This window comes from Brevundimonas sp. Leaf168, from assembly GCF_001423685.1.
GTDB classification, from domain to species: domain Bacteria; phylum Pseudomonadota; class Alphaproteobacteria; order Caulobacterales; family Caulobacteraceae; genus Brevundimonas; species Brevundimonas vesicularis_C.
In genome coordinates, this window is record NZ_LMOY01000001.1 from 832,707 (window position 1) to 853,827 (window position 21,121).

Below are 21,121 nucleotides of genomic sequence, written 5' to 3' on the forward strand. Positions count from 1 at the left end.
CCATGGTCACCCTGATCGACACCCTTCAGCGTAAGCCGTCCGAGCTGCGCCACCCCGAAAAGCAGAACCGGCCCGAGTCGGTCGTTCTGAAAAAGCCCGACTGGCTGCGGGTCAAGGCGCCGGGCTCTGGTCAATACAACGCCACCAAGGAGATCGTTCGCTCCAAGGGGCTGGTGACGGTCTGTGAAGAGGCGGCCTGCCCGAACATCGGCGAGTGCTGGAGCCAGAAACACGCCACCTTGATGATCATGGGCGACACCTGCACGCGGGCCTGCGCCTTCTGCAACGTCAAGACGGGCTTGCCTCAGCCGCTGGATCCGGAAGAGCCGGGCAAGGTGGGATTGGCTGTCCAGCAGATGGGCCTGAACCACGTCGTCATCACATCGGTCGATCGCGACGACGTGGCCGACGGCGGTGCGGCCCACTTCGCCGAGGTGGTGCGCCAGATCCGCATCCAAGCGCCGGACACCACCATCGAGATCCTGACGCCCGACTTCCTGCGAAAGGACGGGGCGGCTGCCGTAATGATCGACGCCAAGCCCGACGTCTTCAATCATAACTTGGAGACCGTTCCGCGCTTGTATCTGAAGATCCGGCCGGGCGCGCGCTACTTCCACAGCCTGCGCCTGTTGCAGATGGTAAAGGAGCGCGACCCGAACCAGTTCACCAAGTCCGGCATCATGGTCGGTCTGGGCGAAACCAAGGAAGAGGTCATGCAGGTGATGGACGACATGCGGTCCGCCGGCGTCGACTTCATCACCATCGGCCAGTACCTGCAGCCGACGCGCAAACATGCCGCCATCGATCGGTTCGTGACGCCGGAAGAGTTCAAGGCCTATGAGGCGATCGCCCGGGCCAAGGGCTTCCTGATGGTGTCGTCCAGCCCGCTGACGCGTTCGTCGCACCATGCCGGCGACGATTTCGCCCGGCTGAAGGCGGCGCGCGAGGCGCAGCTGCGCCGCTAAGTCCCGCATGGCCGTCCACCGCGTCACGCGCATTCTTCCCTATGCGCCCCAGCAGCTTGCCGATCTGGTCGCCGATGTGCGCGCCTATCCCGACTTCGTGCCGTGGGTGACGTCGATGCGCGTCTGGAACGCGCGCGAGGAGGGCGAGGGCGTCGGCTTACAGGACGCGGAGGCGAGCGTCGGGTTTTCCTTTCTAAAGGAGCGGTTCTCCACCTGGGTCCGGCATGATCGCAATGCGCCCAAGGTCGAGGTCGGCCTGTTGCGCGGACCGTTCAAGCACCTGAAGAACCGTTGGGAGTTCTTTCCTCATCCCGGCGGCACGCGGCTGGAGTTCATGATCGACTTCGCCTTCAAGTCCCGGATGCTGGACATGATGCTGTCGGCGAACTTCGACCGGGCTGTGGAAAAGCTGATCGGCTGTTTCGAGGCCGAGGCGAAACGGAGATACGACGTCCGATGAGTTTCGATTTCGACGCGACCGTCGTGGGCGCCGGGGCTGTGGGCCTGGCCTGCGGTCGGGCGCTGTCGAAACGGGGGCTGACGGTGCTGGTGCTGGAGAAGGAAGCCCACATCGGCCAGGGCGTCTCCTCGCGTAACTCCGAGGTCATTCACGGCGGCCTCTATTACCCGACCGGATCGCTGAAGGCCCGCTTCTGCGTCGAGGGACGCCGCGCGCTCTACGACTTCCTGGCCAGCCGCAAGATCGAACACTGGAAATGCGGCAAGCTAGTCGTGGCGACGCAGGAATTAGAGGTCGAGCGGATCGAGGCGATCTTCGAACAGGCGACGGCGAATGGCGTCGAAGGGCTGGCGCATCTAACCGGCGCCCAAGCGCGGGCGCTGGAGCCGGAGCTGAACGCCCACGCCGCCATTATGTCGCCCGAGAGCGGCCTGTTCGACAGCCACGGCTATATGCTCGCCTTGCAAGGCGAGATCGAGGATTCGGGTGGGTCGGTCGTGGTCTCAGCGCCGTTCGAGGGCGCAGAGCCGCTGGTGGGAGGCGGCTTCACGATCCGTGTCGGCGGGGAGGGGGCGATGCAGGTCACCAGCCGCCTTTTGGTCACCGCGCCCGGACTGTCGGCCCAGGCTGTGGCGGCGTCGATCGAAGGCTATCCACCCGGAGACATTCCCGCCGGGCATTTCGGCAAGGGCGTCTATTTCCGGCTGACAGGCAAGGCGCCGTTCGACCGCCTGATCTATCCGCCGCCCATCCCCGGCGCGCTGGGCACCCACTATCGCAAAGATCTGGGTGGTCAGGCCGTGTTCGGCCCCGATCTGGCCTTTGTCGAAACCGAGGATTACTCGGTTGATCCTGCCAAGGCCGAAGAGTTCGCCACCTACATTCGTCGTTTCTGGCCGGGTCTGCCCGACGGCGCCCTGACGCCGGACTACGCCGGCATTCGGCCCAAACTGCATGGGCCGGGCGAGCCGCAACCGGACTTTCAGCTTCATGGCCGCGAACATCACGGCATCAATGGTCTGATGGCCCTGTTCGGCATCGAAAGCCCCGGCCTGACCAGTTCCTTGGCAATTGGCGAAGCGGTGGCCTCTGCTCTGACGGAGGGCGCATGACCGAGCGCGAGAAGATGCTGGCGGGCTTGCCATATGATCCGGGCGATCCCGATCTGCGCGATGGTCGCGCCCGCGCCGTGGCCCTGACCGTCGCCATCAACGCCGAGCCGGATCGCGACCGGCGCGGCGCCCTGGTCAACGAATTGGTCAATGCGGCCGACGGCAAGGCGATCATCATGCCGGGCTTCTTCTGCGACTACGGCGTCAACATCCACCTTGGCGCGCGGGCCTTTGCGAACGCCAACTGCGTGTTTCTGGACTGCGCCGAGATCCGTATCGGCGACAACTTCCAGGCCGGGCCGGGCGTACAGCTTCTGACGCCGGAGCATCCGTTGGACGCGGTCGCCCGCCGGGGCGAGGAGACGGCGCGGCCGATCGTCATCGGGGACGACGTCTGGATCGGCGGCGGCGCGATCGTTCTGGCGGGCGTCACCATCGGCGATCGTTCGGTGATCGGCGCGGGATCGGTCGTGACGAAGGACGTGCCGTCCGACGTGGTGGTGGTCGGCAATCCTGCGAAGATCGTCCGGCGTCTGACGCCTGCTTAAACGCCTTGAAATCGTCGCGCGGTTCATGCATAAGCCGCGCCTCGCGTGGCGGTCCTGAGGGCCGCCGCTATTGTTTTCGCGCTAGACGGAGCTCGGCTCTGGGCGGCGCCCGACTTAGAAGATTGAGACGGACATGGCCGTTCCGAAGCGCAAAGTATCTCCCTCGCGTCGCAACATGCGCCGCGCCCACGACGCCCTGACCTCGAACGTCTACGTTGAGGACAAGGACACCGGCGAGCTGAAGCGCCCGCACCACATCGACCTGAAGACCGGCACCTATCGCGGTCGTCAGGTCATCACGCCGAAGGAAGACTAGTCTTTCAGGCGATCCCGACTTCGGTCGGATGACGATTTCGACGGCGCGCGGTGACCCGCGCGCCGTTTTCGTGCGTTCAATGCGGTGAAGCTTCCATTGGAGACGCCGCATGATGATTCGTTTCACCGCCGTCAGCGCCTGCGCGCTGCTGACCCTCGCCGCCTGCAATCGCGCAGAGGACCGCGCCTCGGAGCCCATTGCACCGCCCGTCGCATCCGCGAACGAGATGCCCGCTACGCCCGCAGCCGATCCGAATGCGTTGACGGCCGAAGGTCTGGGCCCGGTGCGAATCGGCATGACGCGCGCCGAGCTGGTGAAGGTCTGGGGCGAGGACTCCCAACCGAACGCCGTCGGCGGCGCCGAGCCTGAAGTCTGTGACCAGTTCCATCCCGCGAAGGCGCCCGCCGATGTGCAGGTGATGATCCAGAACGGCGTGCTGACGCGAATCACCCTGGCGCGCGGTGCGACGACGAAGACCGATCGTGGATTCGGGGTGGGCGATACGGCCATGGCGATCAAGCAGGCCTATGGCGGCGCGGTCTTCGCCCAGCCGCACAAATACCAGGAGGCGCCGGCCGAGGATCTGTTCGTCTGGTCGAAGGGCGGATCGACGACCTATGTCACCGATCCGTCGGCGCGTGGCGTTCGATATGAGATCGGCAGCGACGGCAAGGTGATGATGGTCCATGCGGGCGATCCCTCGATCCAGCTGGTTGAAGGCTGTTCCTGACGCCCGGCGATGACGTCGGCATTGGCGTTTGGCGGGGAGGCGGCTAAACCGTCTGACCTCCCTTGCCCCTTGAGCCAAAGAGCCGAGCCATGACCGACATCGCCGACATCGTCGCCCGCCAGATCCTCGACAGCCGGGGCAATCCGACGGTCGAGGTCGATGTCACGCTGGAAGACGGTTCGTTCGGCCGCGCCGCCGTTCCGTCCGGCGCGTCTACGGGCGCGCACGAAGCGGTCGAACTGCGTGACGGCGACAAGGACATGTGGGGCGGCAAGGGCGTCCAGAAGGCGGTCGACGCCGTCAACGGCGAGATCTTCGACGCCCTGTCCGGCATGGACGCCGAGCAGCAGCGCCGGATCGACGAGGCGATGATCGAACTGGACGGCACGCCCAATAAGGGCCGTCTGGGCGCCAATGCGATCCTGGGCGTGTCTCTGGCGGTCGCCAAGGCCAGCGCCCTGTCGGCCAATCAGGAACTGTATCGTTATCTTGGCGGGGTCTCGGCCCGCGTCCTGCCGACCCCGATGATGAACATCATCAACGGCGGCGCCCACGCCGACAATCCGATCGACATTCAGGAGTTCATGATCCTGCCCACGGGCGCCGAGACCTTTTCGGACGCCGTGCGCATGGGCGCCGAAATCTTCCACGCCCTGAAGAAGCAACTGAAGGACGCCGGGCACAACACCAACGTCGGCGACGAGGGCGGCTTTGCGCCCAATCTGGCGTCGGCTGATGAGGCGCTGAGCTTCATCACCAAGGCGGGCCAGGCGGCGGGCTACCTTGCGGGCGAAGACTTCCACCTGGGCCTAGACGTCGCCTCGACCGAGTTCTTCAAGGACGGCAAATACGTCATGGCCGGTGAGGGCAAGACCGTCGATTCCGAAGGCATGGCCGCCTATCTGGTCGATCTGTGCGAACGCTTCCCGATCGTGTCGATCGAGGACGGCATGGCCGAGGATGATTTCGACGGCTGGCGCCTGCTGACCGAACGTCTGGGCGACCGCGTCCAACTGGTCGGGGACGATCTGTTCGTGACCAATCCAGCGCGTCTGGCCGCCGGTATCGGCGAAGGCCTGGCGAATTCGATCCTGATCAAGGTCAACCAGATCGGCACCCTGTCCGAGACGCTGGACGCCGTCGATATGGCCCACCGCGCAGGGTACACCGCCGTGATGAGCCACCGGTCGGGCGAGACCGAGGACTACACCATCGCCGACCTGGCCGTGGCGACCAACTGCGGGCAGATCAAGACCGGCTCGTTGGCCCGCTCCGACCGGGTGGCGAAGTACAACCAGTTGCTCCGCATCGAGGAAATGCTGGGCGATCAGGGCGTCTATTTCGGCGACGGCATGCTGCTGAAATAGAAAATGGAATTGTCGGCGGAGAATCAGCGTTTTCCGCCGACAATCTTACGGTCAAGCTACATTTCGTTAGGCATTTTCGGGCACGGTTTCTGAACTGTGTTTTCGCGCTCAGAAGGAGCGTCTCAAGTGCCCGAACGGATGAAACCTTACCGCCTGTCCCTCGCCCTGTTGCTGCTTCTGGCCTATCTCGGGGTGCAGGCGCTGACGGGCGAGCGCGGACTGTTGAGCGGATCATCTCGCGACGCCTTGCTGGGGCAGCGCGAGGACCAACTGGCGCATCTGACCGAGCAGCGCCGCGACCTTGAGACACGGGTTCGCTATCTGCGCACCGACAGTCTGTCTCGCGACCTTCTGGAAGAGCGCGCGCGCGCCGTGCTCGGCTTCTCCGATCCGCGCGACTATGTGATCCGCGTCTCGGCCCCGGCCGCCCAAGGCTGAGCGACCTTCACCACTTGAACTATTGTTACAGGGCGACCCGCACCCCTTTGCGTTACCGGAAGGAAGGCTGCTAAAGCCCCTTTCCGTAACGATAAGAAGGCGTCGGTTCTCGGCGCCTAGCCGGGAGATACCGGATGGCGAAAGCCCCAGCCAAATCCGCTCAGACGACCACGCCTGACAAACTGCCCAACACGCCGACGGCGTCCAAGGAAGACCTTCTGCGCTTCTATCGCGAGATGGTTCTGATCCGCCGCTTCGAAGAGCGTGCGGGCCAGCTCTACGGCATGGGTCTGATCGGCGGCTTCTGCCACCTGTACATCGGCCAAGAGGCCGTGGCGGTCGGCGTTCAGGAGAGCGTCAAACAGGGCCACGACAAGATCATCACCGGATACCGCGACCACGGCCACATGCTGGCCGCCGGCATGGATCCGAAGGAAGTCATGGCCGAGCTGACCGGCCGCAGCGGCGGTTCGTCCAAGGGTAAAGGCGGATCGATGCACATGTTCGACGTGCCGACCGGCTTCTACGGCGGTCACGGCATCGTCGGCGCCCAGGTGGCGCTGGGCACCGGCCTGGCCTTTGCGGGCAAGTATCGCGGCGACGATTCGGTGGCCTTCGTCTATTTCGGCGACGGCGCCTCGAACCAGGGGCAGGTGTACGAAAGCTTCAACATGGCGCAGCTGTGGAAGCTGCCGGCCATCTACATCATCGAGAACAACCAGTACGCCATGGGCACGAGCATCGAACGCTCGTCCTCGACGACCGAACTGTATCAGCGCGGCGCCAGCTTCGGCATTCCGGGCGAGCAGGTCGACGGCATGGACGTGCTGGCCGTGCGCGACGCGACGGCGCGTGCGGTGAAGCGCGCCCGCGAGGGCGGCGGTCCCTTCATCCTGGAAGTGAAGACCTATCGCTATCGCGGTCACTCGATGTCCGACCCGGCCAAGTACCGGACCAAGGAAGAGGTCGACGAGGTCAAGAAGACCCGCGACCCGATCGATCACCTGAAGATGCTTCTGTCGGCCGCCAATGCGACCGAGGACGAGCTCAAGGCCATCGACAACGAGATCAAGGCGATCGTCGCCGAAGCTGTTCAATTCGCCCAAGAGAGCCCGGAACCCAATCCGTCCGAGCTCTATACCGACGTCTACGTGGAGGCCTGATCCGTGACCGACATTCTGATGCCGGCGCTGTCCCCCACGATGGAAGAGGGCACGCTGACCAAATGGCATATCAAGGCGGGCGACACCGTGTCGGCCGGCCAGGTGATCGCCGAGATCGAAACCGATAAGGCGACGATGGAAGTCGAGGCCGTGGATGAAGGCGAAGTGCTGGAAATCCTGGTGGCCGAAGGCTCCGAGAACGTGAAGGTCAACACGCCGATCGCGCGTCTGGCCGGCGAAGACGGCGCAGCGGCACCTGCGCCCAAGGCTGAATCCGCAAAAGGCGAAGCCGAGACGCCCAAGGCTGCGGCCGAGGGCAAGACCGGCGATCCGGAAAAGGCCCCGGCTCAGACGGCGACGCCCAAGGTCGAACTGCGGGACCCGGAAATCCCGGCTGACGCCAAACTGGTCAAGACGACCGTGCGCGACGCCCTGCGTGACGCCATGGCCGAAGAGATGCGTCGCGATGACCGCGTCTTCCTGATCGGCGAGGAAGTCGCCCAGTATCAGGGCGCCTACAAAGTCAGCCGGGACCTGCTGCAGGAGTTCGGCGACCAGCGCGTCGTCGATACCCCGATCACCGAGCACGGCTTTGCCGGCCTGGGCGTCGGCGCCGCCATGTCGGGCCTGAAGCCGATCGTCGAGTTCATGACGTTCAACTTCGCCATGCAGGCAATCGACCACATCATCAACTCGGCCGCCAAGACGCTCTATATGTCTGGCGGTCAGATCCGCGCGCCTATCGTCTTCCGTGGCCCGAACGGCGCCGCTTCACGCGTCGGCGCCCAGCACAGCCAGGACTACTCAGCCTGGTATGCTCAGGTGCCCGGTCTGAAGGTTATCGCGCCCTATGACGCGGCCGACGCCAAGGGCCTGCTGAAAGCCGCCATTCGTGACCCGAACCCGGTCGTCTTCCTCGAACACGAGATGATGTACGGCCTGGAGTTCGATGTGCCGGAGGTCGAGGACTATGTCCTGCCGATCGGCAAGGCCAAGGTTCGTCGCGAAGGCAAGGACGTCACCATCACCGCCCACAGCCGGATGGTTGGCTTCGCCCTGCAGGCGGCCGAGAAGCTGGCTGAGGAGGGTATCGAGGCCGAGGTGATCGACCTGCGCACTCTGCGCCCCCTGGATCACGAGACCATCGTCAAGAGCGTCAAGAAGACCAACCGCCTGGTCTCGGCCGAAGAGGGCTGGGGTCCGATGGGCGTCGGCGCCGAGGTCGTCGCTCGCGTCATCGAACATGCTTTTGACTATCTGGATGCTCCGCCGCTGCGCGTGCACCAGGAAGACGTGCCGCTGCCCTATGCCGCCAATCTGGAAGTGCTGTCGTTGCCAGGCGTGGACAAGATCATCGCGGCCGTGAAACAGGTGATGGCATGACCGAGGCATCGGAGTTCATGCTGACGACGCCAGACAGCGTCGCTGCTGACCCCGCAGCCATCGAAGTCCTTCGGATGTGGTGGTCGAAGGACGAGCCGGTGATGTCCGTCAAACCGGCCTTCAACGATCCCATACAGTTCGGTCGGCTGCTGGCCTATGCGGCGCGACACATGGCGCATGGTTATGCCGTGCGTCATCAACACGATGAAACTGCGGCCTACCACCGCATCCTCGAAGGTCTCAGCGAAGTGGTGAAGGCGAATGACGTCCGCACTGTCGCCGAACCGATTACGCCAACCGGGGGGAACGCCTGATGACCGATATCTTGATGCCGGCCCTGTCTCCGACGATGGAGGAAGGCGTTCTGGCCAAGTGGCACGTCAAGGTCGGGGACGTCGTCTCCGCCGGCGACGTGATCGCCGAGATCGAAACCGACAAGGCGACGATGGAAGTCGAGGCCGTGGACGAGGGTGAAGTCACCGACATCCTAGTCGCTGAAGGCACGGAAGGCGTGAAGGTCAATACGCCCATCGCCCGCCTGAAGGACGAGGGCGGCGCGGCCGCACCCAAGCCGGCTGAAAAGTCGGCTGCAAAAACGGAAGCCCCCAAGGCCGAGGTCGCTCCGGCTGCTGCCGAGGCGCCCAAGGCGGCTACGCCTGCGGCTCCGGCGCCCGCGGCGCCGAAGTCGGACAGCGGAGATCGCATCTTTTCGTCGCCGCTCGCTCGACGTATCGCCGCTCAGAACGGCGTCGATCTGAAATCGATTAAGGGCACCGGTCCCCACGGCCGCATCGTCAAGCGCGACGTCGAGGCCGCTGGCAAGGGTTCGACCCAACCGGCGACCGCCTCTTCGGCGTCGCCCGCCACGACCGCAGCGGAGCCGCGCAAGGCGCAGTCGCTGGCGCAGATGGGCATTCCGGACGGCAGCTACGACCTGATCCCGCTGGACGGCATGAAGAAGGCCGTCGCGCGCCGCATGGTCGACAGCGTCCAGAACGTCCCGCACTTCCCGCTGTTCATCGACTGCGAGATCGACCAGCTGATGGCCGTGCGCGCCAAGGTCAACAAGATGCTGGAGCCGCAAGGGATCAAGGTCTCGGTCAACGACTTCGTCATCAAGGCCGCCGCCCTGGCCCTGAAGATGGTGCCGGAGGCCAACGCCTCCTACACGCCCGAAGGCATCGCCATGCACCACAACGCCGATGTCTCCATGGCGGTGGCGATCGACGGCGGCCTGATCACCCCGATCATTAAAAAGGCCGAAACCAAGGGTTTGGCGCAGATCGCGACCGAATCCAAGGACTTGGCCAAGCGCGCCCGCGACCGCAAGCTCAAGCCCGAAGAGTTCCAAGGCGGCACCTTCTCGGTGTCCAATCTGGGCATGTTCGGCATCAAGCAGTTCACCTCGATCATCAATGAGCCGCAGGGCTGCATCATGAGCGTGGGCGCGGGCGAACAGCGCGCAGTCGTCAAGAACGGTCAGGTCGTGCCGGCCACGGTCATGACCGTGACCCTGACCTGCGATCACCGTGTCGTGGACGGCGCGACCGGCGCCCGCTTCCTGCAGGCGTTCAAGCCGCTGATCGAAGATCCCGTCGCGATGCTGGCCTAAGGGGAGGGTGAGGTCATGACCTCGGTCTATGACTTCTCCGCCCGCGCCATCGACGGCACGGACGTTTCGCTCGATCGCTTTCGCGGTCAGGCGTTGTTGATCGTCAATACGGCGTCCAAGTGTGGCTTTACGGGGCAATACGACGGCCTCGAAAAGCTGCACCGCGCGTTCGCTGATCAGCCGTTCGAGGTGCTGGGCTTTCCCTGCAACCAATTCGGCAATCAGGAGCCGGGCAAGGCGGCGGAAATCGCCGCCTTCTGCGCCACCAGTTTCGACGTGAGCTTCCCCCTGTTCGACAAGGTGGAGGTCAACGGGCCGAACCGGCATCCGCTCTATGCCTGGCTGACCAAGCAGAAACGGGGCTTTCTGGGCTCCAAAGCCATCAAGTGGAACTTCACCAAGTTCCTGACCGACCGCGAGGGTAGGGTGGTCGCCCGATACGCCCCGCAGACTGAACCCGAGGCCATCAAGGCCGACATCGAGAAGTTGATCTAATGGTTGCTGAATTCGATCTCGTCGTCATCGGCTCGGGCCCCGGCGGTTATGTCGCGGCCATTCGCGCCAGCCAGTTGGGCCTGAAGGTCGCCATCGTCGAGCGCGAGAACCTGGGCGGCATCTGCCTGAACTGGGGGTGCATCCCGACCAAGGCCCTGCTGAAGTCGGGCGAGAAGTTCGAGAGCCTGAGCCACCTGAAGGAGTACGGCTTGTCGGCGTCCGGCGCTTCGTTCGATTTCGACGCCATCATCCAGCGCTCGCGTGGCGTGGCCAAACAACTGAATCAGGGCGTCGGCTTCCTGATGAAGAAGAACAAGATCGAGGTGATCGAAGGGTCGGCCAAGCTGGAGAAGGGCGCCGCTGCGCCCAAGGTCGTTGTTGCCCTGAAAGCCGGCGGTTCGCGCGCGCTGGAGGCCAAGTCCGTCATGCTGGCCGTCGGCGCCCGCGCCCGCGCCCTGCCGCAGATCGGACTGGAAGCCGACGGTGACAGGATCTGGGCCTATCGCGAGGCCATGGCCCCGAAGTTCCTGCCCAAGTCGATTGTCGTGATCGGTTCGGGCGCCATCGGGATCGAGTTCGGCAGCTTCTATCGCGCTTTGGGCTGTGACGTGACCGTGGTCGAGGCCGTGGATCGTATCATGCCGGTCGAGGACGAAGAGGTCTCAAAGGCCGCTCAGAAGTCGTTCGAAAAGCGCGGCATGAAGTTCAAGCTGGGCGCCAAGGTCACCAAGGTGAGCAAGGACGCCAAGGGCGTGAAGGTCGGCGTCGAGATCGGCGGCAAGGCCGAGACCCTGGAGGCCGAGGTCTGCATCTCGGCCGTGGGCATCACCGCCAATACCGACGGCATCGGTCTGGAAGAACTTGGTCTGGAAATGGACCGCGGCCACGTCAAGATCGATGGCCACTGCCAGACCAACGTCAAGGGCCTGTACGCCATTGGCGACTGCGCCGGCGCGCCCTGGCTGGCGCACAAGGCGTCGCACGAAGGCATCCACGCCGCCGAACATATCGCTGGCTACAAGACGCCCAACGTCCATTCGCCGATCGCCGGCTGCACCTATGCCCAGCCACAGGTGGCCTCGGTCGGCGTCACCGAACAGGCTGCTCGCGCCGAGAAGCGCGACGTCAAGATCGGCCGCTTCCCGTTCCGTGTGAACGGAAAGGCGATCGCCTCGGGCGATACCGACGGCTTCGTCAAGGTAATCTTCGACGCCAAGACCGGCGCGCTGATTGGCGCCCACATGATCGGCCACGAGGTCACCGAGATGATCCAGGGCTATGTCACCGCCATCACCATGGAGGCGACAGAGGAAGATATCCACGGGATCGTCTATCCGCACCCGACGATGTCGGAGGCCATGCACGAAGCGGCGCTGGACGCATATGGGCGTGTGATCCACATCTAAGCCAGAGACGGAAACGGCCTCGGAGTGCTCCGGGGCCGTTTCTCGTTTCAGGAAGGCGGCGTCAGCGCTTCTTGCCCAATTCCGCTGCGATATCCTTGGTCATGCGCCCAACCTTGCGGTGCGCGGCGGTGATCTGGTCCTTGGTCACGCCCCAGCGTTTCATCCAGTATTCGACCGACTGACGTTCCGACAGATCAATGCGATCCTTGTCGATGAAGCCGCGCTTGTCCTTGAGGCCCGCCATCTTTGGCTCCATTCATTGCGTTAGGGTGCCGGGTTAGGCCTTCTCGACAAAGCTGTCGATCACGCGCTTTTCCCCGGCCTTTTCGAATTCGACCAGCAGTTTGTTGCCTTCGATGACGCGCACGTTTCCGTAGCCGAACTTCTGGTGAAAGACGCGTTCGCCCTTTTTCCAGCCTGAGCTGGATTTGGGGTCGGCGGTGGCGATCAGTCGGCCGTCGCCTTCGATGACGGCCTTGCGCGCTGGGATCTTGGCCGGGGTCTGGGCGGCGGTGAAGCTCTGGGCGCGTTTCCAGCCGGGGGAGGAATAGCCGCTGCCGAAGGACGGCGCGTCGTCCCAGCGGCTCTTGGCCTCCTTCATGCCGGACGAAGCGCCGTAATAGCCTGTGTCGGATTGGGGATCGACGTGGGCGATGGGCAGTTCGTCGACAAACCGACTGGGCAGTTGGGAGGTCCAGCGTCCATAGACCAGCCGGTTGGCGGCGAAGGAGATGCGGGCGTCCTGCTTGGCGCGTGTGACGCCGACGTAGGCCAGGCGGCGTTCTTCCTCCAAGCCCTTCTCGCCCTTTTCGTCGATGCTGCGCTGGCTGGGGAAGACGCCTTCTTCCCAGCCGGGCAGGAAGACCAGCGGGAACTCCAGCCCCTTGGCGCCGTGCAGGGTCATGATCTGCACCGCCCCGTCGCCGTTCGGATCGTCGCTGGTCGCGCGCTCCAGATCCATGACCAGGGAGACGTGCTCCAGATAGGCTTGCAGCGTCTCGAACTGCTGCATCGACTGGGTCAGTTCCTTCAGGTTCTCCAGGCGGGTCTGGCCGCTGGTGCGGTCGGCCTTCTGCATGTCGGTATAGCCGCTCTCCTCCAGCACCGTCTCCATGACCTGCCAGTGGGGCGTGGTCTCGGACAGTTGGCGCCAGCGGTCGATGTCGCGCACGAAGTTGGACAGGGCGGTGCGGGTGCGGGCCTGAAGCTCATCGGTATTGATCAGGCCCCGCACGGCGGTCAGGGCCGACAGGTCGTGTTGGCGGGCCAGTTGCAGGATTTTCTGCACGCTGGTGTCGCCGATGCCGCGTTTGGGCACATTGACGATCCTTTCGAAGGCGAGGTCGTCGTCTTCTGACAGGATCAGGCGCAGATAGGCGTGGGCGTCGCGGATCTCGGCGCGCTCGAAGAAGCGCGGCCCGCCGATGACGGTGTAGGGGATGGCCAGCATGACCAGCCGTTCCTCGAAGGCGCGCATCTGGAACGAGGCGCGGACCAGAATGGCCATGTCCTTGTATTTCAGGCCGGGTTTGCCGGCGTGGGGACGCCGCGCGGTCTCGATCTCGTCGGCGATCAGCCGGGCCTCGGCCTCGCCGTCCCACACGCCGCGTACGCGCACCTTGTCGCCGCTGTCGTCCTCGGTCCACAGGGTCTTGCCCAGCCGGTCTCGGTTGGCGGCGATGAGGCCGGACGCCGCCCCCAGGATATGACTGGTCGAGCGATAGTTCCGCTCCAGCTTGACGATCTTGGCGCCAGGGAAGTCGCGCTCGAAGCGCAGGATGTTGTCCACCTCGGCCCCGCGCCAGCCGTAGATCGACTGATCGTCGTCGCCGACGCAGCAGACGTTGCCTGTCGAGGCCGTCAGCAGCCGCAGCCACAGATACTGGGCGACGTTGGTGTCCTGGTATTCGTCCACCAGGATGTAGCGGAACCGACGGCGATATTCCTCCGCCAGGTCCGCATGCTGCGACAAAATGGTGATGTTGTGCAGCAGCAGATCGCCGAAGTCGCAGGCGTTCAGGCTGCGCAAGCGCGCCTGATAGGCGGCGTACAGGCCCTGACCCTTGCCGTTGGCGAAGTCCTCGCCCGGCGGCAGCTTGTCCGGCGTCCAGCCCCGGTTTTTCCAATGGTCGATCAGGCCGGACAGCGACTTGGGCGTCCAGCGTTTGGTGTCGATGTTGGCCGCTTCCAGCAGCTGTTTCAGCACCCGTTCCTGGTCGTCGGTGTCCAGGATGGTGAAGCTGGATTTCAGGCCGACAAGTTCGGCGTGGCGACGCAAGATCTGGGCGGCGATGGAGTGGAAGGTGCCAAGCCAGCGGAGGCCTTCGGCGGAGGGGCCGATCAGATGCGTGATGCGCTCGCGCATTTCGCGCGCGGCCTTGTTGGTGAAGGTGACGGCCAGCAGCTCCCACGGCTTGGCCCGGCCTGTCGCCAGAATGTGCGCCAGCCGTGTCGTCAGGACGCGGGTCTTGCCCGTGCCGGCGCCCGCAAGCACCAGAACCGGACCCTCGGTCGTCTCGACCGCCTCGCGCTGCTCCGGGTTCAGCCCCTTCAGATAATCACGCGGCGCCTCGCCCTCGGGCGCGCGGGCTCGCGCCAGGTCGGAAATACGGGGGGCGGGAAGGTCGGTCACAGGCGCAGAAACATCCGTCAGTCAGATTCGAAACCGGAACATAAGGGGACCGCGCGGCAAAGTCAGGGCCGCCGCCACAATCAAACCTCGGAACCCGGCGGATCGACGGCCGGTTCCTAGGTGCGATGCAGCAGAACACTGACAAGAGGGACGCGGCGTCACACCGCAAATCACGCGGTAAGAAGGCCGGGTGGTGGGCCTTCGTTCTGGGCATGGTCGGAATGTTCGTGATCCTGGCCGTCTGGGTCGTGTTGGTCGAGATAGGTCAAGATCCGCACGCCGACGTCGATTTCATCGGGCGACCGCAATCCTCCGACGCCGGACCGCCCGAGACTACTTCAGACTATAGGTGATGGTCGTGACGACCCGGATCTTCTTGTCGATGGAGGCGGCCTCGTCACCGGCTGCGCCATCGCGCGGCAGGATTTCGAACGAGCCCTGGGTGGCCTGACGGATCGGGCCCAAGGGCGTTCCGCTGTCCTTGGCGAACTGTTCCGCACCGGTGCGCGCCGCCGCTGTACCCTCGGCGATCATTTGCGGGCGCACGTCGTTCAACTTGGTGAAGATATAGGACGGACCCTGGAAGTCCTGCAGCACCACGTCCTGACGCACGAGGTCGTTGAGCAGTCGCGTCGTTGCCTGAACCCGGGCGACATCGCTGGTCCGCACGATCACCGTCTGAGCCAGGATGAAGCGCGGACCGCCGTTCTGGGCGGCGTATTCTCGCGACCGGGTGTCGGCCACCTCCAACCGGCCCAATTCGATGGCCTGGGCAGGGTAGCCCTGGGCGGTGAGGAAGCGGCGGACCAGCGCCAGATCGCCGTCGATCTTGGTTTGCACTTCCGAAAGGACATCGCCCGAGGCCGTGAAGCGTAGCGGCAGGACGGCAAGGTCCGCTTTCACATTGCGTTCCGACAGGCCGCGCACCGTCACGGTGCGGTCGCCGGCGCGCGCGTGAATGACGCCCTGACCGATAAGGGCGCCGGCGCCGATGAAGCCGACAGCCAGAAGACCGCCGACCACGGCGGCTGGAAGCAGACGATTGTCGGACATGATCAGGTCTCCGTTGGATCGAAGCTACGCCGGTCTTCCATGATCCGCCACCCAGTCCAGCGCCAGCAGGCGACAGGCGGAGGCGAGGGGGCGTCGGCCGCGACCGGCGTCGATTTCAGCCAGAAGCTGCGCCTTGCTGAGGTTGCGGGCAGCGGCGATCCGATCCAGCACGGTCCAGAACTCCGGCTCCAGCGCCACCGAGGTGGCATGGCCGGCCAGGGCGACCGAACGTTTGCTGAGGCTGCTCAACGCGCCGACTTCAGCACGATCTCGGCCAAGGCCGGCGCGCCGTTCGTCAGGATCGCGTGGCGGGTGTCTGTGACGAAGACCAGAGCGCCGGCCGCGTCGCGGATCTCGGCACGCGCGGCATAGGTGTGGCGCGGATCGATCTGAGATGTGGGAAAGCCAAGGGTGACGCGATAGGGCGGGGCGCCGGTCAGCGGCTCGCTGGTCTCGGCGAGAACCTTGGCGGGAGCGTCGGCCAGACTGACATCCTCAACCCTGACGGTCAGGACATGGCCGGGCGGCAGCATGATCCGTTCGCGATAGGTGGCGGTCACGTTTGCGACCGTCGTTCCGGTCGTCATGTCCGGCGTGGCGGCGCAGGCAGCCAAGACCAGAGCGGCGGGCAGGATCAGGGGGGCGTTTCGCATGGCGATCTCCTTCGAGGCGCCCAGTGTGTCACACTCAGGCGCAAGACGTGAGGGCGCGTGGCGTAGGGCGTGTTATGCGGGCCGTCCACCGTCGGAGATCAACCTTTGAGCCGCCCCTTTGCGATCGCTGCGATCGCCATCTGCGCCCTGATCTGGGGCACGACCTGGTACGCGATCACCCTGCAGTTGGGGCCGGTTGATTCCATCGTCTCGATCGTCTGGCGGTTTGGTCTGGCGTCGGCGGTCCTGTTCGCCTTCTGCGCCGTGACGCGCCGGCCGCTGCGTCTGACGCGCAGCCAGCATCTGGCCGCCATCGGCCAGGGCGCCTTCGTCTTCGCGGTCAGCTATGGCTTCGTCTATGCCGCGGAAGGGCAGGTGGCGTCGGCTGTGGTCGCGGTGATCTTCGCCGCCCTAGCCTTTGTGAACCTGATCCTGTTTCGGCTGCTGGGCGGACAGAAGGCGGCGCCAGCGGCGTGGATCGGCGCAATACTGGGCGTCATGGGCGTCGGGGTCTTGTCCTACGGCCAGATCACGGCAGCCGGCGCTGGGCTCAATCCGGGGCTGGGCGTCCTCTTCGCGCTAACCGCTGTACTGGCTTCGGCGCTCGGCAACTGGTTCGCCTGGAAGGGACAGCAGGCGGGCGCGCCCGTTATGGCCGCCACGTCCTGGGCGATGGCTTATGGCACAGCCATGTTGGCGCTGTACGGCATGGCGACCGGCGTGACGTGGCGGATCGAGCCGACGCCGGACTATGTCCTGTCACTGCTTTATCTCTCGCTGTTCGGGTCGGTGATCGCGTTCGGCTTGTACTTCACCATCGCGCGCCAACGCGGCTATGCCCTGGCCAGCTACATCTCGGCTCTGACGCCGCCCATCGCCATGCTGGTGTCGGTGCTGTTCGAGAGCGCGCGGTTCGGCTGGAGCGCCCTGATCGGCCTGGCGCTTGTGTTGGCGGGGCAGGTCATGCTGATCCGCGCGCCCAAGGCCTGAGCCGTCAGTCGTCGGATTTCGGCTCCAGCTTCTGACCGTCCAGCTGCTTCTGGGCGCGATGACGCTCAAGAGCGGACAGGGTCTTCTCGGCCTTGGAGCGTCCATGGGCCAAGCGGTTGGCGGCGGCCAACGCCTTGTCTTCGGCCTTGGCGCGGGTCTTTCGCGCTCGCTTTAGATTGACGATCTCGCCCATGACTACGCCTTGGGCTTGTCGGCGGGGGGCCCATCGGCCGGCGGCTTGGCCGAGGGCTCGGGCGCCAGCACAGCCGGCACCTGAGACTCCGAAATCGTCGTCTGGGGGATGAAGGGCTGGTCCGCCGGGCGCTCCCCCAGCCGGGTCCAGGCATCGGCGCCGCGTCCGCGCTGACGCCCCAGTTCGAACATGGCCGTCATGGTCTCCTGATCGAACTTCAGGCTGGAGGCTGCGACATTGTCTGGAATGGCCGACAGCGCCATGTCCAGCCCATTGCGCCGCGCGAACGCCGCCGTCACCGCCAAATGGATGCGCAGCGACGACTTGCTCATGCTGTCATAGGTCCGCGCCAGGATCCCCGACAGGCGGCCGGGCGTAACGCCGTCGTTGCGGCCGACCTGGCCGTTGACGATCACATAGAGGGCGCCGACGCGGCCTTCGTCCTTTGGGCGGGTCCAGAGCATCAGGTCTTCAGGAATAGCCAGGAACGGCGTGTTGACGCCGCCGTCGACGTGCATTTCCAGAACCACCTTGTCGTCGTCCTGAAGCCCGGCGATCAGCACAGGAGGAAAGACGCCGGGAATGCTGGCTGAGGCGACCAGCACCTCCTTGAACAGTTCGCGGGCGTTCTCGTCGCCCTGGGTCGCCAAAAGACCCATGTCCCAGATGACGGTTTCCTCGCTGTCCAGATCGGTCGTCGCCACCAGCAGGCGTCGGCCCTTGGCGTGCTCGCGCGCGACGGCCTGCATCAGTTCAGGGGTGACGTTCTCGTCCACCAGATTGCGCAGGACCTGTGACGAGAACAGGCTCGGGTTCAGGAAGGCGGCGAAACTGCGCCAGCTCAGCAAATTGCTGGCGGCGCCGCTGGTGTAGGCGTGCTGAAGTTCGTCGTCCCAATCCGATCCAAGAAAGGCGAACGGAGCGGCAAGCGCCCCCGTGCTGACGCCGGTGACGACATCGAACGCGGGGCGATCGCCCTGTTCGGTCCAACCGACCAGAAGCCCGGCGCCGTAGGCCCCGTTTGCGCCGCCGCCAGATAGCGCCAGGATCGACGTCGGTTTGTCAGGCCGAAGTCGCTGACCGATTTCCTCGGTGAAGGCCTGCAGGCGCGCACTGTCGCTGGCGCGGATGCGAGGGTCTTGCGCCTTGACGAGCGTGCCGTCGGTGATGCGGAGGGGGCCGGTCGGGCGATCCAGCGTTCCACACGCCGACAAGGCCAGGGCCATGAGGACGCCGAACAGGCCTGATCCAATCCGCCGCATATCTTGAGTTCCGGTTCCGTGTGAACGCCGGCTTCTACCGCGTCCTTGCCAATCCTGTCATCAAGGCGATGAACAAGCGTCGCCGTTTGAAACCGTCGCAGGCCGGGTGTGTTCTCATCGGCAGGACAAACCAAACTGCTGGAGATACACATGGTTGACGTTTCGCTCATCAAGGAACACCTCGAAGTCGTGGGCTCGGACGGCGGTCACGTGGGGCGGGTCGATCACGTCCTGGGCGACCAGATCGAACTGGCGAAGTTGGATTTCGCCGGCGGCTTCAAGCACCACATGATCCCGGTCAGCTGGGTCGAACGGGTTGACGACAAGCACGTCCATCTGAGCCTGACCCAAGACGACGCCAAGGCGCGCTGGACCGAGAAGCCGCACTAAGGCCGATCTGACGCCGATCTAATGAAGGCCCCGCTGCACAAGCGGGGTCTTTTGCTTATCTGAGGTATGTCGCATTGGGCGACAGTGGAGCCTGTCTTGATGCGCCTGATCCTGAATGTCCTCTGGCTCATCTTCGGCGGCTGGATTTCCGGGCTGCTGTGGCTACTGGGCGGCGCGATCCTCGCGCTGACCGTCGTCGGCCTGCCATGGACGTTCGCGGCGTGGCGTATCGCCAGCTATTCCTTCTGGCCCTTCGGCCGTGAGATCGTGTGGCAGGACACGCATCCCGTCGCAGGCTGCGTCGGCGTCGTTTTGAACGTCGTCTGGTTCGTCGTGGCCGGCTGGTACATCGCCCTGACGCACCTGCTCATCGCCGTGGCGGAGTTCGTCTCCATCATCGGCATTCCGTTTGCGCTGAAGGATCTCGAACTGGCCAAGCTGGCGCTGGCGCCGGTCGGACGCACCATCCGCGACAAAGCCTGACCCAAACGAAAACGCCGACGTCAGACGACGTCGGCGTTTCAAAAATCTCGATCTTGGAGGGGGTCAGCCCGGCGAGATCATCTTCTCCGGCCGCACGGCTTCATCGAACTCAGCGTCCGTCAGATAGCCGCCGCCTACAGCCTCTTCGCGCAACGTGGTGCCGTTCTTGTGCGCGGTCTTGGCGATCTTGGCGCACAGATCATAGCCCAGCTTGCCGTTCAGAGCGGTGACCAGCATCAGCGAGTTGTTCAGGCCGCGCGCAATATTGTCCTCGCGCGCCTCGATGCCGACCACGCAGTTGTCAGTGAAGCTGATCGCCGCGTCGGCGACCAAGCGCACCGACTGCAGGAAGTTGTAGGCCATCACGGGGTTGTAGACGTTCAGCTCGAAATGGCCTTGCGACCCGGCGAAGGTGAGGGCGGCGTTGTTGCCGAACACCTGGACGCAGACCTGGGTCAGGGCTTCGCATTGTGTCGGATTGACCTTGCCCGGCATGATCGACGAGCCCGGCTCGTTTTCCGGCAGCGCCAGTTCGCCCAGACCCGAACGCGGGCCGGAACCCAGGAAGCGGATGTCGTTGGCGATCTTGAACAGGCTGGCGGCGACTGTGTTGATGGCGCCGTGGCTGAAGACCATGGCGTCGTGGGCGGCCAGGGCCTCGAACTTGTTCGGGGCCGTGGTGAAGGGCAGGCCGGTGATCTCGGCGATCTGGGCCGCAACCTTCTCGGCGAAGCCGATGGGCGCGTTCAGACCGGTGCCGACGGCGGTGCCGCCCTGCGCCAATTCCATCAGGGCCGGCAGCGTCTGCTCGATGCGCTTGATGCCGTTCTCGACCTGCTGGGCGTAGCCGCCGAACTCCTGGCCCAGGGTCAGGGGGGTGGCGTCCTGGGTATGGGTGCGGCCGATCTTGATGATGTGGCCCCAGGCCTTGGCCTTGGCGTCCAGCGCGGCGTGCAGATGCTTCAGCGCCGGGATCAGGTCGTTGACCACCTGTTCAGCGCAGGCGACGTGCATGGCCGTGGGATAGGTGTCGTTGGACGACTGGCTCATATTGACGTGGTCGTTGGGGTGGACCGGCTTTTTGGAGCCCATCTCGCCACCCAGAATCTCGATCGCGCGATTCGAGATCACCTCATTGGCGTTCATGTTCGACTGAGTGCCCGAACCCGTCTGCCAGACCACCAGCGGGAAGTGGTCGTTCAGCTTGCTTTCGATGACCTCATTGGCGGCCTTGATGATGGCGTCGGCCAGGGCCGGGTCCAGCTTGCCCAGGTCGCGATTGGTCTCGGCGGCCGCCCGCTTGACGATGCCCAGGGCGCGCACGACCGGCAGGGGCTGTTTCTCCCAACCGATCTTGAAGTTGCCCAGCGACCGCTGGGCCTGAGCGCCCCAGTAGCGATCGGCGGCGACTTCGATCGGGCCGAAGGTGTCGGTCTCTGTGCGGACGTTGCTCATGCGCGTAAATCTCGT

General features: G+C 64.7%; 25 protein-coding genes. 17 read left to right on the forward strand and 8 right to left on the reverse strand.

Annotated elements, in window-relative coordinates; all coding sequences use genetic code 11:
* Positions 1-2: 2 nt before the first annotated feature.
* The 14 genes from lipA (at position 3) to lpdA (ending at position 11,995) form a co-directional block, all read left to right on the forward strand.
* On the forward strand, positions 3-965 hold the full coding sequence (gene lipA, locus ASF81_RS04100; RefSeq protein WP_017504838.1) for a lipoyl synthase: 963 nt from the start codon (positions 3-5) through the stop codon (positions 963-965).
* A 7-nt stretch (positions 966-972) separates the two neighbouring features.
* Positions 973-1,425 (forward strand): type II toxin-antitoxin system RatA family toxin, encoded by a 453-nt coding sequence (locus tag ASF81_RS04105; protein WP_055805069.1) that lies wholly within the window; start codon positions 973-975, stop codon positions 1,423-1,425.
* Positions 1,422-2,537: an NAD(P)/FAD-dependent oxidoreductase gene (locus ASF81_RS04110; RefSeq protein WP_055805071.1), complete on the forward strand. Its 1,116-nt coding sequence runs from the start codon at positions 1,422-1,424 to the stop codon at positions 2,535-2,537. Before ASF81_RS04105 ends, ASF81_RS04110 begins: the two co-directional genes overlap by 4 nt.
* Positions 2,534-3,085 (forward strand): sugar O-acetyltransferase, encoded by a 552-nt coding sequence (locus tag ASF81_RS15580; protein ID WP_039243667.1) that lies wholly within the window; start codon positions 2,534-2,536, stop codon positions 3,083-3,085. The genes ASF81_RS04110 and ASF81_RS15580 overlap by 4 nt, the downstream gene beginning before the upstream one ends.
* A 133-nt stretch (positions 3,086-3,218) precedes the next feature.
* Entirely contained in the window at positions 3,219-3,401 is a 183-nt protein-coding gene (gene rpmF / locus ASF81_RS04120; protein WP_026108365.1) for a 50S ribosomal protein L32, read from the forward strand.
* Positions 3,402-3,510: 109 nt separating this feature from the next.
* On the forward strand, positions 3,511-4,131 hold the full coding sequence (locus ASF81_RS04125) for a hypothetical protein (protein WP_055805073.1): 621 nt from the start codon (positions 3,511-3,513) through the stop codon (positions 4,129-4,131).
* Positions 4,132-4,220: 89 nt separating this feature from the next.
* Entirely contained in the window at positions 4,221-5,498 is a 1,278-nt protein-coding gene (gene eno, locus ASF81_RS04130) for a phosphopyruvate hydratase (protein WP_039243670.1), read from the forward strand.
* 138 nt (positions 5,499-5,636) lie between these two features.
* Positions 5,637-5,936 (forward strand): septum formation initiator family protein, encoded by a 300-nt coding sequence (locus ASF81_RS04135; RefSeq protein WP_017504845.1) that lies wholly within the window; start codon positions 5,637-5,639, stop codon positions 5,934-5,936.
* Positions 5,937-6,070: 134 nt separating this feature from the next.
* The gene (gene pdhA, locus ASF81_RS04140; RefSeq protein WP_055805076.1) at positions 6,071-7,099 is read left to right on the forward strand and encodes a pyruvate dehydrogenase (acetyl-transferring) E1 component subunit alpha; all 1,029 of its coding nucleotides are present in this window, start codon (positions 6,071-6,073) and stop codon (positions 7,097-7,099) included.
* Between the two features lie 3 nt (positions 7,100-7,102).
* Positions 7,103-8,482, forward strand: coding sequence for a pyruvate dehydrogenase complex E1 component subunit beta (locus ASF81_RS04145; RefSeq protein ID WP_055805080.1), 1,380 nt, complete (start codon positions 7,103-7,105; stop codon positions 8,480-8,482).
* Positions 8,479-8,796 (forward strand): DUF5076 domain-containing protein, encoded by a 318-nt coding sequence (locus tag ASF81_RS04150; RefSeq protein WP_055753755.1) that lies wholly within the window; start codon positions 8,479-8,481, stop codon positions 8,794-8,796. The genes ASF81_RS04145 and ASF81_RS04150 overlap by 4 nt, the downstream gene beginning before the upstream one ends.
* Entirely contained in the window at positions 8,796-10,094 is a 1,299-nt protein-coding gene (locus ASF81_RS04155) for a pyruvate dehydrogenase complex dihydrolipoamide acetyltransferase (RefSeq protein ID WP_055805083.1), read from the forward strand. The genes ASF81_RS04150 and ASF81_RS04155 overlap by 1 nt, the downstream gene beginning before the upstream one ends.
* 15 nt (positions 10,095-10,109) lie before the next feature.
* Positions 10,110-10,589, forward strand: a complete 480-nt coding sequence (locus ASF81_RS04160) for a glutathione peroxidase (RefSeq protein ID WP_055805086.1) — start codon at positions 10,110-10,112, stop codon at positions 10,587-10,589.
* Positions 10,589-11,995, forward strand: a complete 1,407-nt coding sequence (gene lpdA, locus ASF81_RS04165) for a dihydrolipoyl dehydrogenase (RefSeq protein WP_055805089.1) — start codon at positions 10,589-10,591, stop codon at positions 11,993-11,995. The genes ASF81_RS04160 and lpdA overlap by 1 nt, the downstream gene beginning before the upstream one ends.
* A 61-nt stretch (positions 11,996-12,056) precedes the next feature.
* On the opposite strand, the gene ASF81_RS04170 is transcribed toward lpdA, so the two are convergent.
* The 5 genes from ASF81_RS04170 to ASF81_RS04195 all read right to left on the reverse strand — a co-directional run bounded on the left by ASF81_RS04170 (position 12,057) and on the right by ASF81_RS04195 (position 16,333).
* Entirely contained in the window at positions 12,057-12,239 is a 183-nt protein-coding gene (locus ASF81_RS04170) for a DUF3606 domain-containing protein (protein ID WP_055753752.1), read from the reverse strand.
* 33 nt (positions 12,240-12,272) lie between these two features.
* Positions 12,273-14,627: an ATP-dependent helicase gene (locus ASF81_RS04175; protein WP_055805092.1), complete on the reverse strand. Its 2,355-nt coding sequence runs from the start codon at positions 14,625-14,627 to the stop codon at positions 12,273-12,275.
* 333 nt (positions 14,628-14,960) lie between these two features.
* Positions 14,961-15,680 (reverse strand): SIMPL domain-containing protein, encoded by a 720-nt coding sequence (locus tag ASF81_RS04185; RefSeq protein ID WP_055805099.1) that lies wholly within the window; start codon positions 15,678-15,680, stop codon positions 14,961-14,963.
* 24 nt (positions 15,681-15,704) lie between these two features.
* Entirely contained in the window at positions 15,705-15,929 is a 225-nt protein-coding gene (locus ASF81_RS04190; RefSeq protein WP_055805103.1) for a ribbon-helix-helix domain-containing protein, read from the reverse strand.
* Positions 15,926-16,333 carry a YbaY family lipoprotein gene (locus ASF81_RS04195; RefSeq protein ID WP_055805107.1) on the reverse strand — a complete coding sequence of 136 codons (408 nt, stop codon included), beginning with the start codon at positions 16,331-16,333 and terminating at the stop codon, positions 15,926-15,928. Before ASF81_RS04195 ends, ASF81_RS04190 begins: the two co-directional genes overlap by 4 nt.
* Positions 16,334-16,438: 105 nt before the next feature.
* On the opposite strand from ASF81_RS04195, the gene ASF81_RS04200 reads away from it, so the two are divergent.
* Positions 16,439-17,323: a DMT family transporter gene (locus tag ASF81_RS04200; protein WP_055805110.1), complete on the forward strand. Its 885-nt coding sequence runs from the start codon at positions 16,439-16,441 to the stop codon at positions 17,321-17,323.
* Between the two features lie 4 nt (positions 17,324-17,327).
* On the opposite strand, the gene ASF81_RS04205 is transcribed toward ASF81_RS04200, so the two are convergent.
* Both ASF81_RS04205 and ASF81_RS04210 read right to left on the reverse strand, forming a co-directional pair.
* A complete protein-coding gene (locus ASF81_RS04205) occupies positions 17,328-17,516 on the reverse strand; it encodes a DUF4169 family protein (RefSeq protein WP_055805113.1) in 189 nt (62 codons plus the stop codon).
* 2 nt (positions 17,517-17,518) lie between these two features.
* Positions 17,519-18,778: a patatin-like phospholipase family protein gene (locus tag ASF81_RS04210; RefSeq protein WP_055805117.1), complete on the reverse strand. Its 1,260-nt coding sequence runs from the start codon at positions 18,776-18,778 to the stop codon at positions 17,519-17,521.
* Between the two features lie 150 nt (positions 18,779-18,928).
* Here ASF81_RS04210 and ASF81_RS04215 point away from each other — a divergent pair, with 150 nt between their 5' ends.
* Both ASF81_RS04215 and ASF81_RS04220 read left to right on the forward strand, forming a co-directional pair.
* Positions 18,929-19,168: a DUF2171 domain-containing protein gene (locus tag ASF81_RS04215; protein WP_039243689.1), complete on the forward strand. Its 240-nt coding sequence runs from the start codon at positions 18,929-18,931 to the stop codon at positions 19,166-19,168.
* 96 nt (positions 19,169-19,264) lie between these two features.
* On the forward strand, positions 19,265-19,651 hold the full coding sequence (locus ASF81_RS04220; protein ID WP_055805456.1) for a YccF domain-containing protein: 387 nt from the start codon (positions 19,265-19,267) through the stop codon (positions 19,649-19,651).
* 63 nt (positions 19,652-19,714) lie between these two features.
* Here ASF81_RS04220 and fumC read toward each other — a convergent pair whose 3' ends face one another.
* Positions 19,715-21,106: a class II fumarate hydratase gene (gene fumC / locus ASF81_RS04225; protein ID WP_055805120.1), complete on the reverse strand. Its 1,392-nt coding sequence runs from the start codon at positions 21,104-21,106 to the stop codon at positions 19,715-19,717.
* Positions 21,107-21,121: the final 15 nt, after the last annotated feature.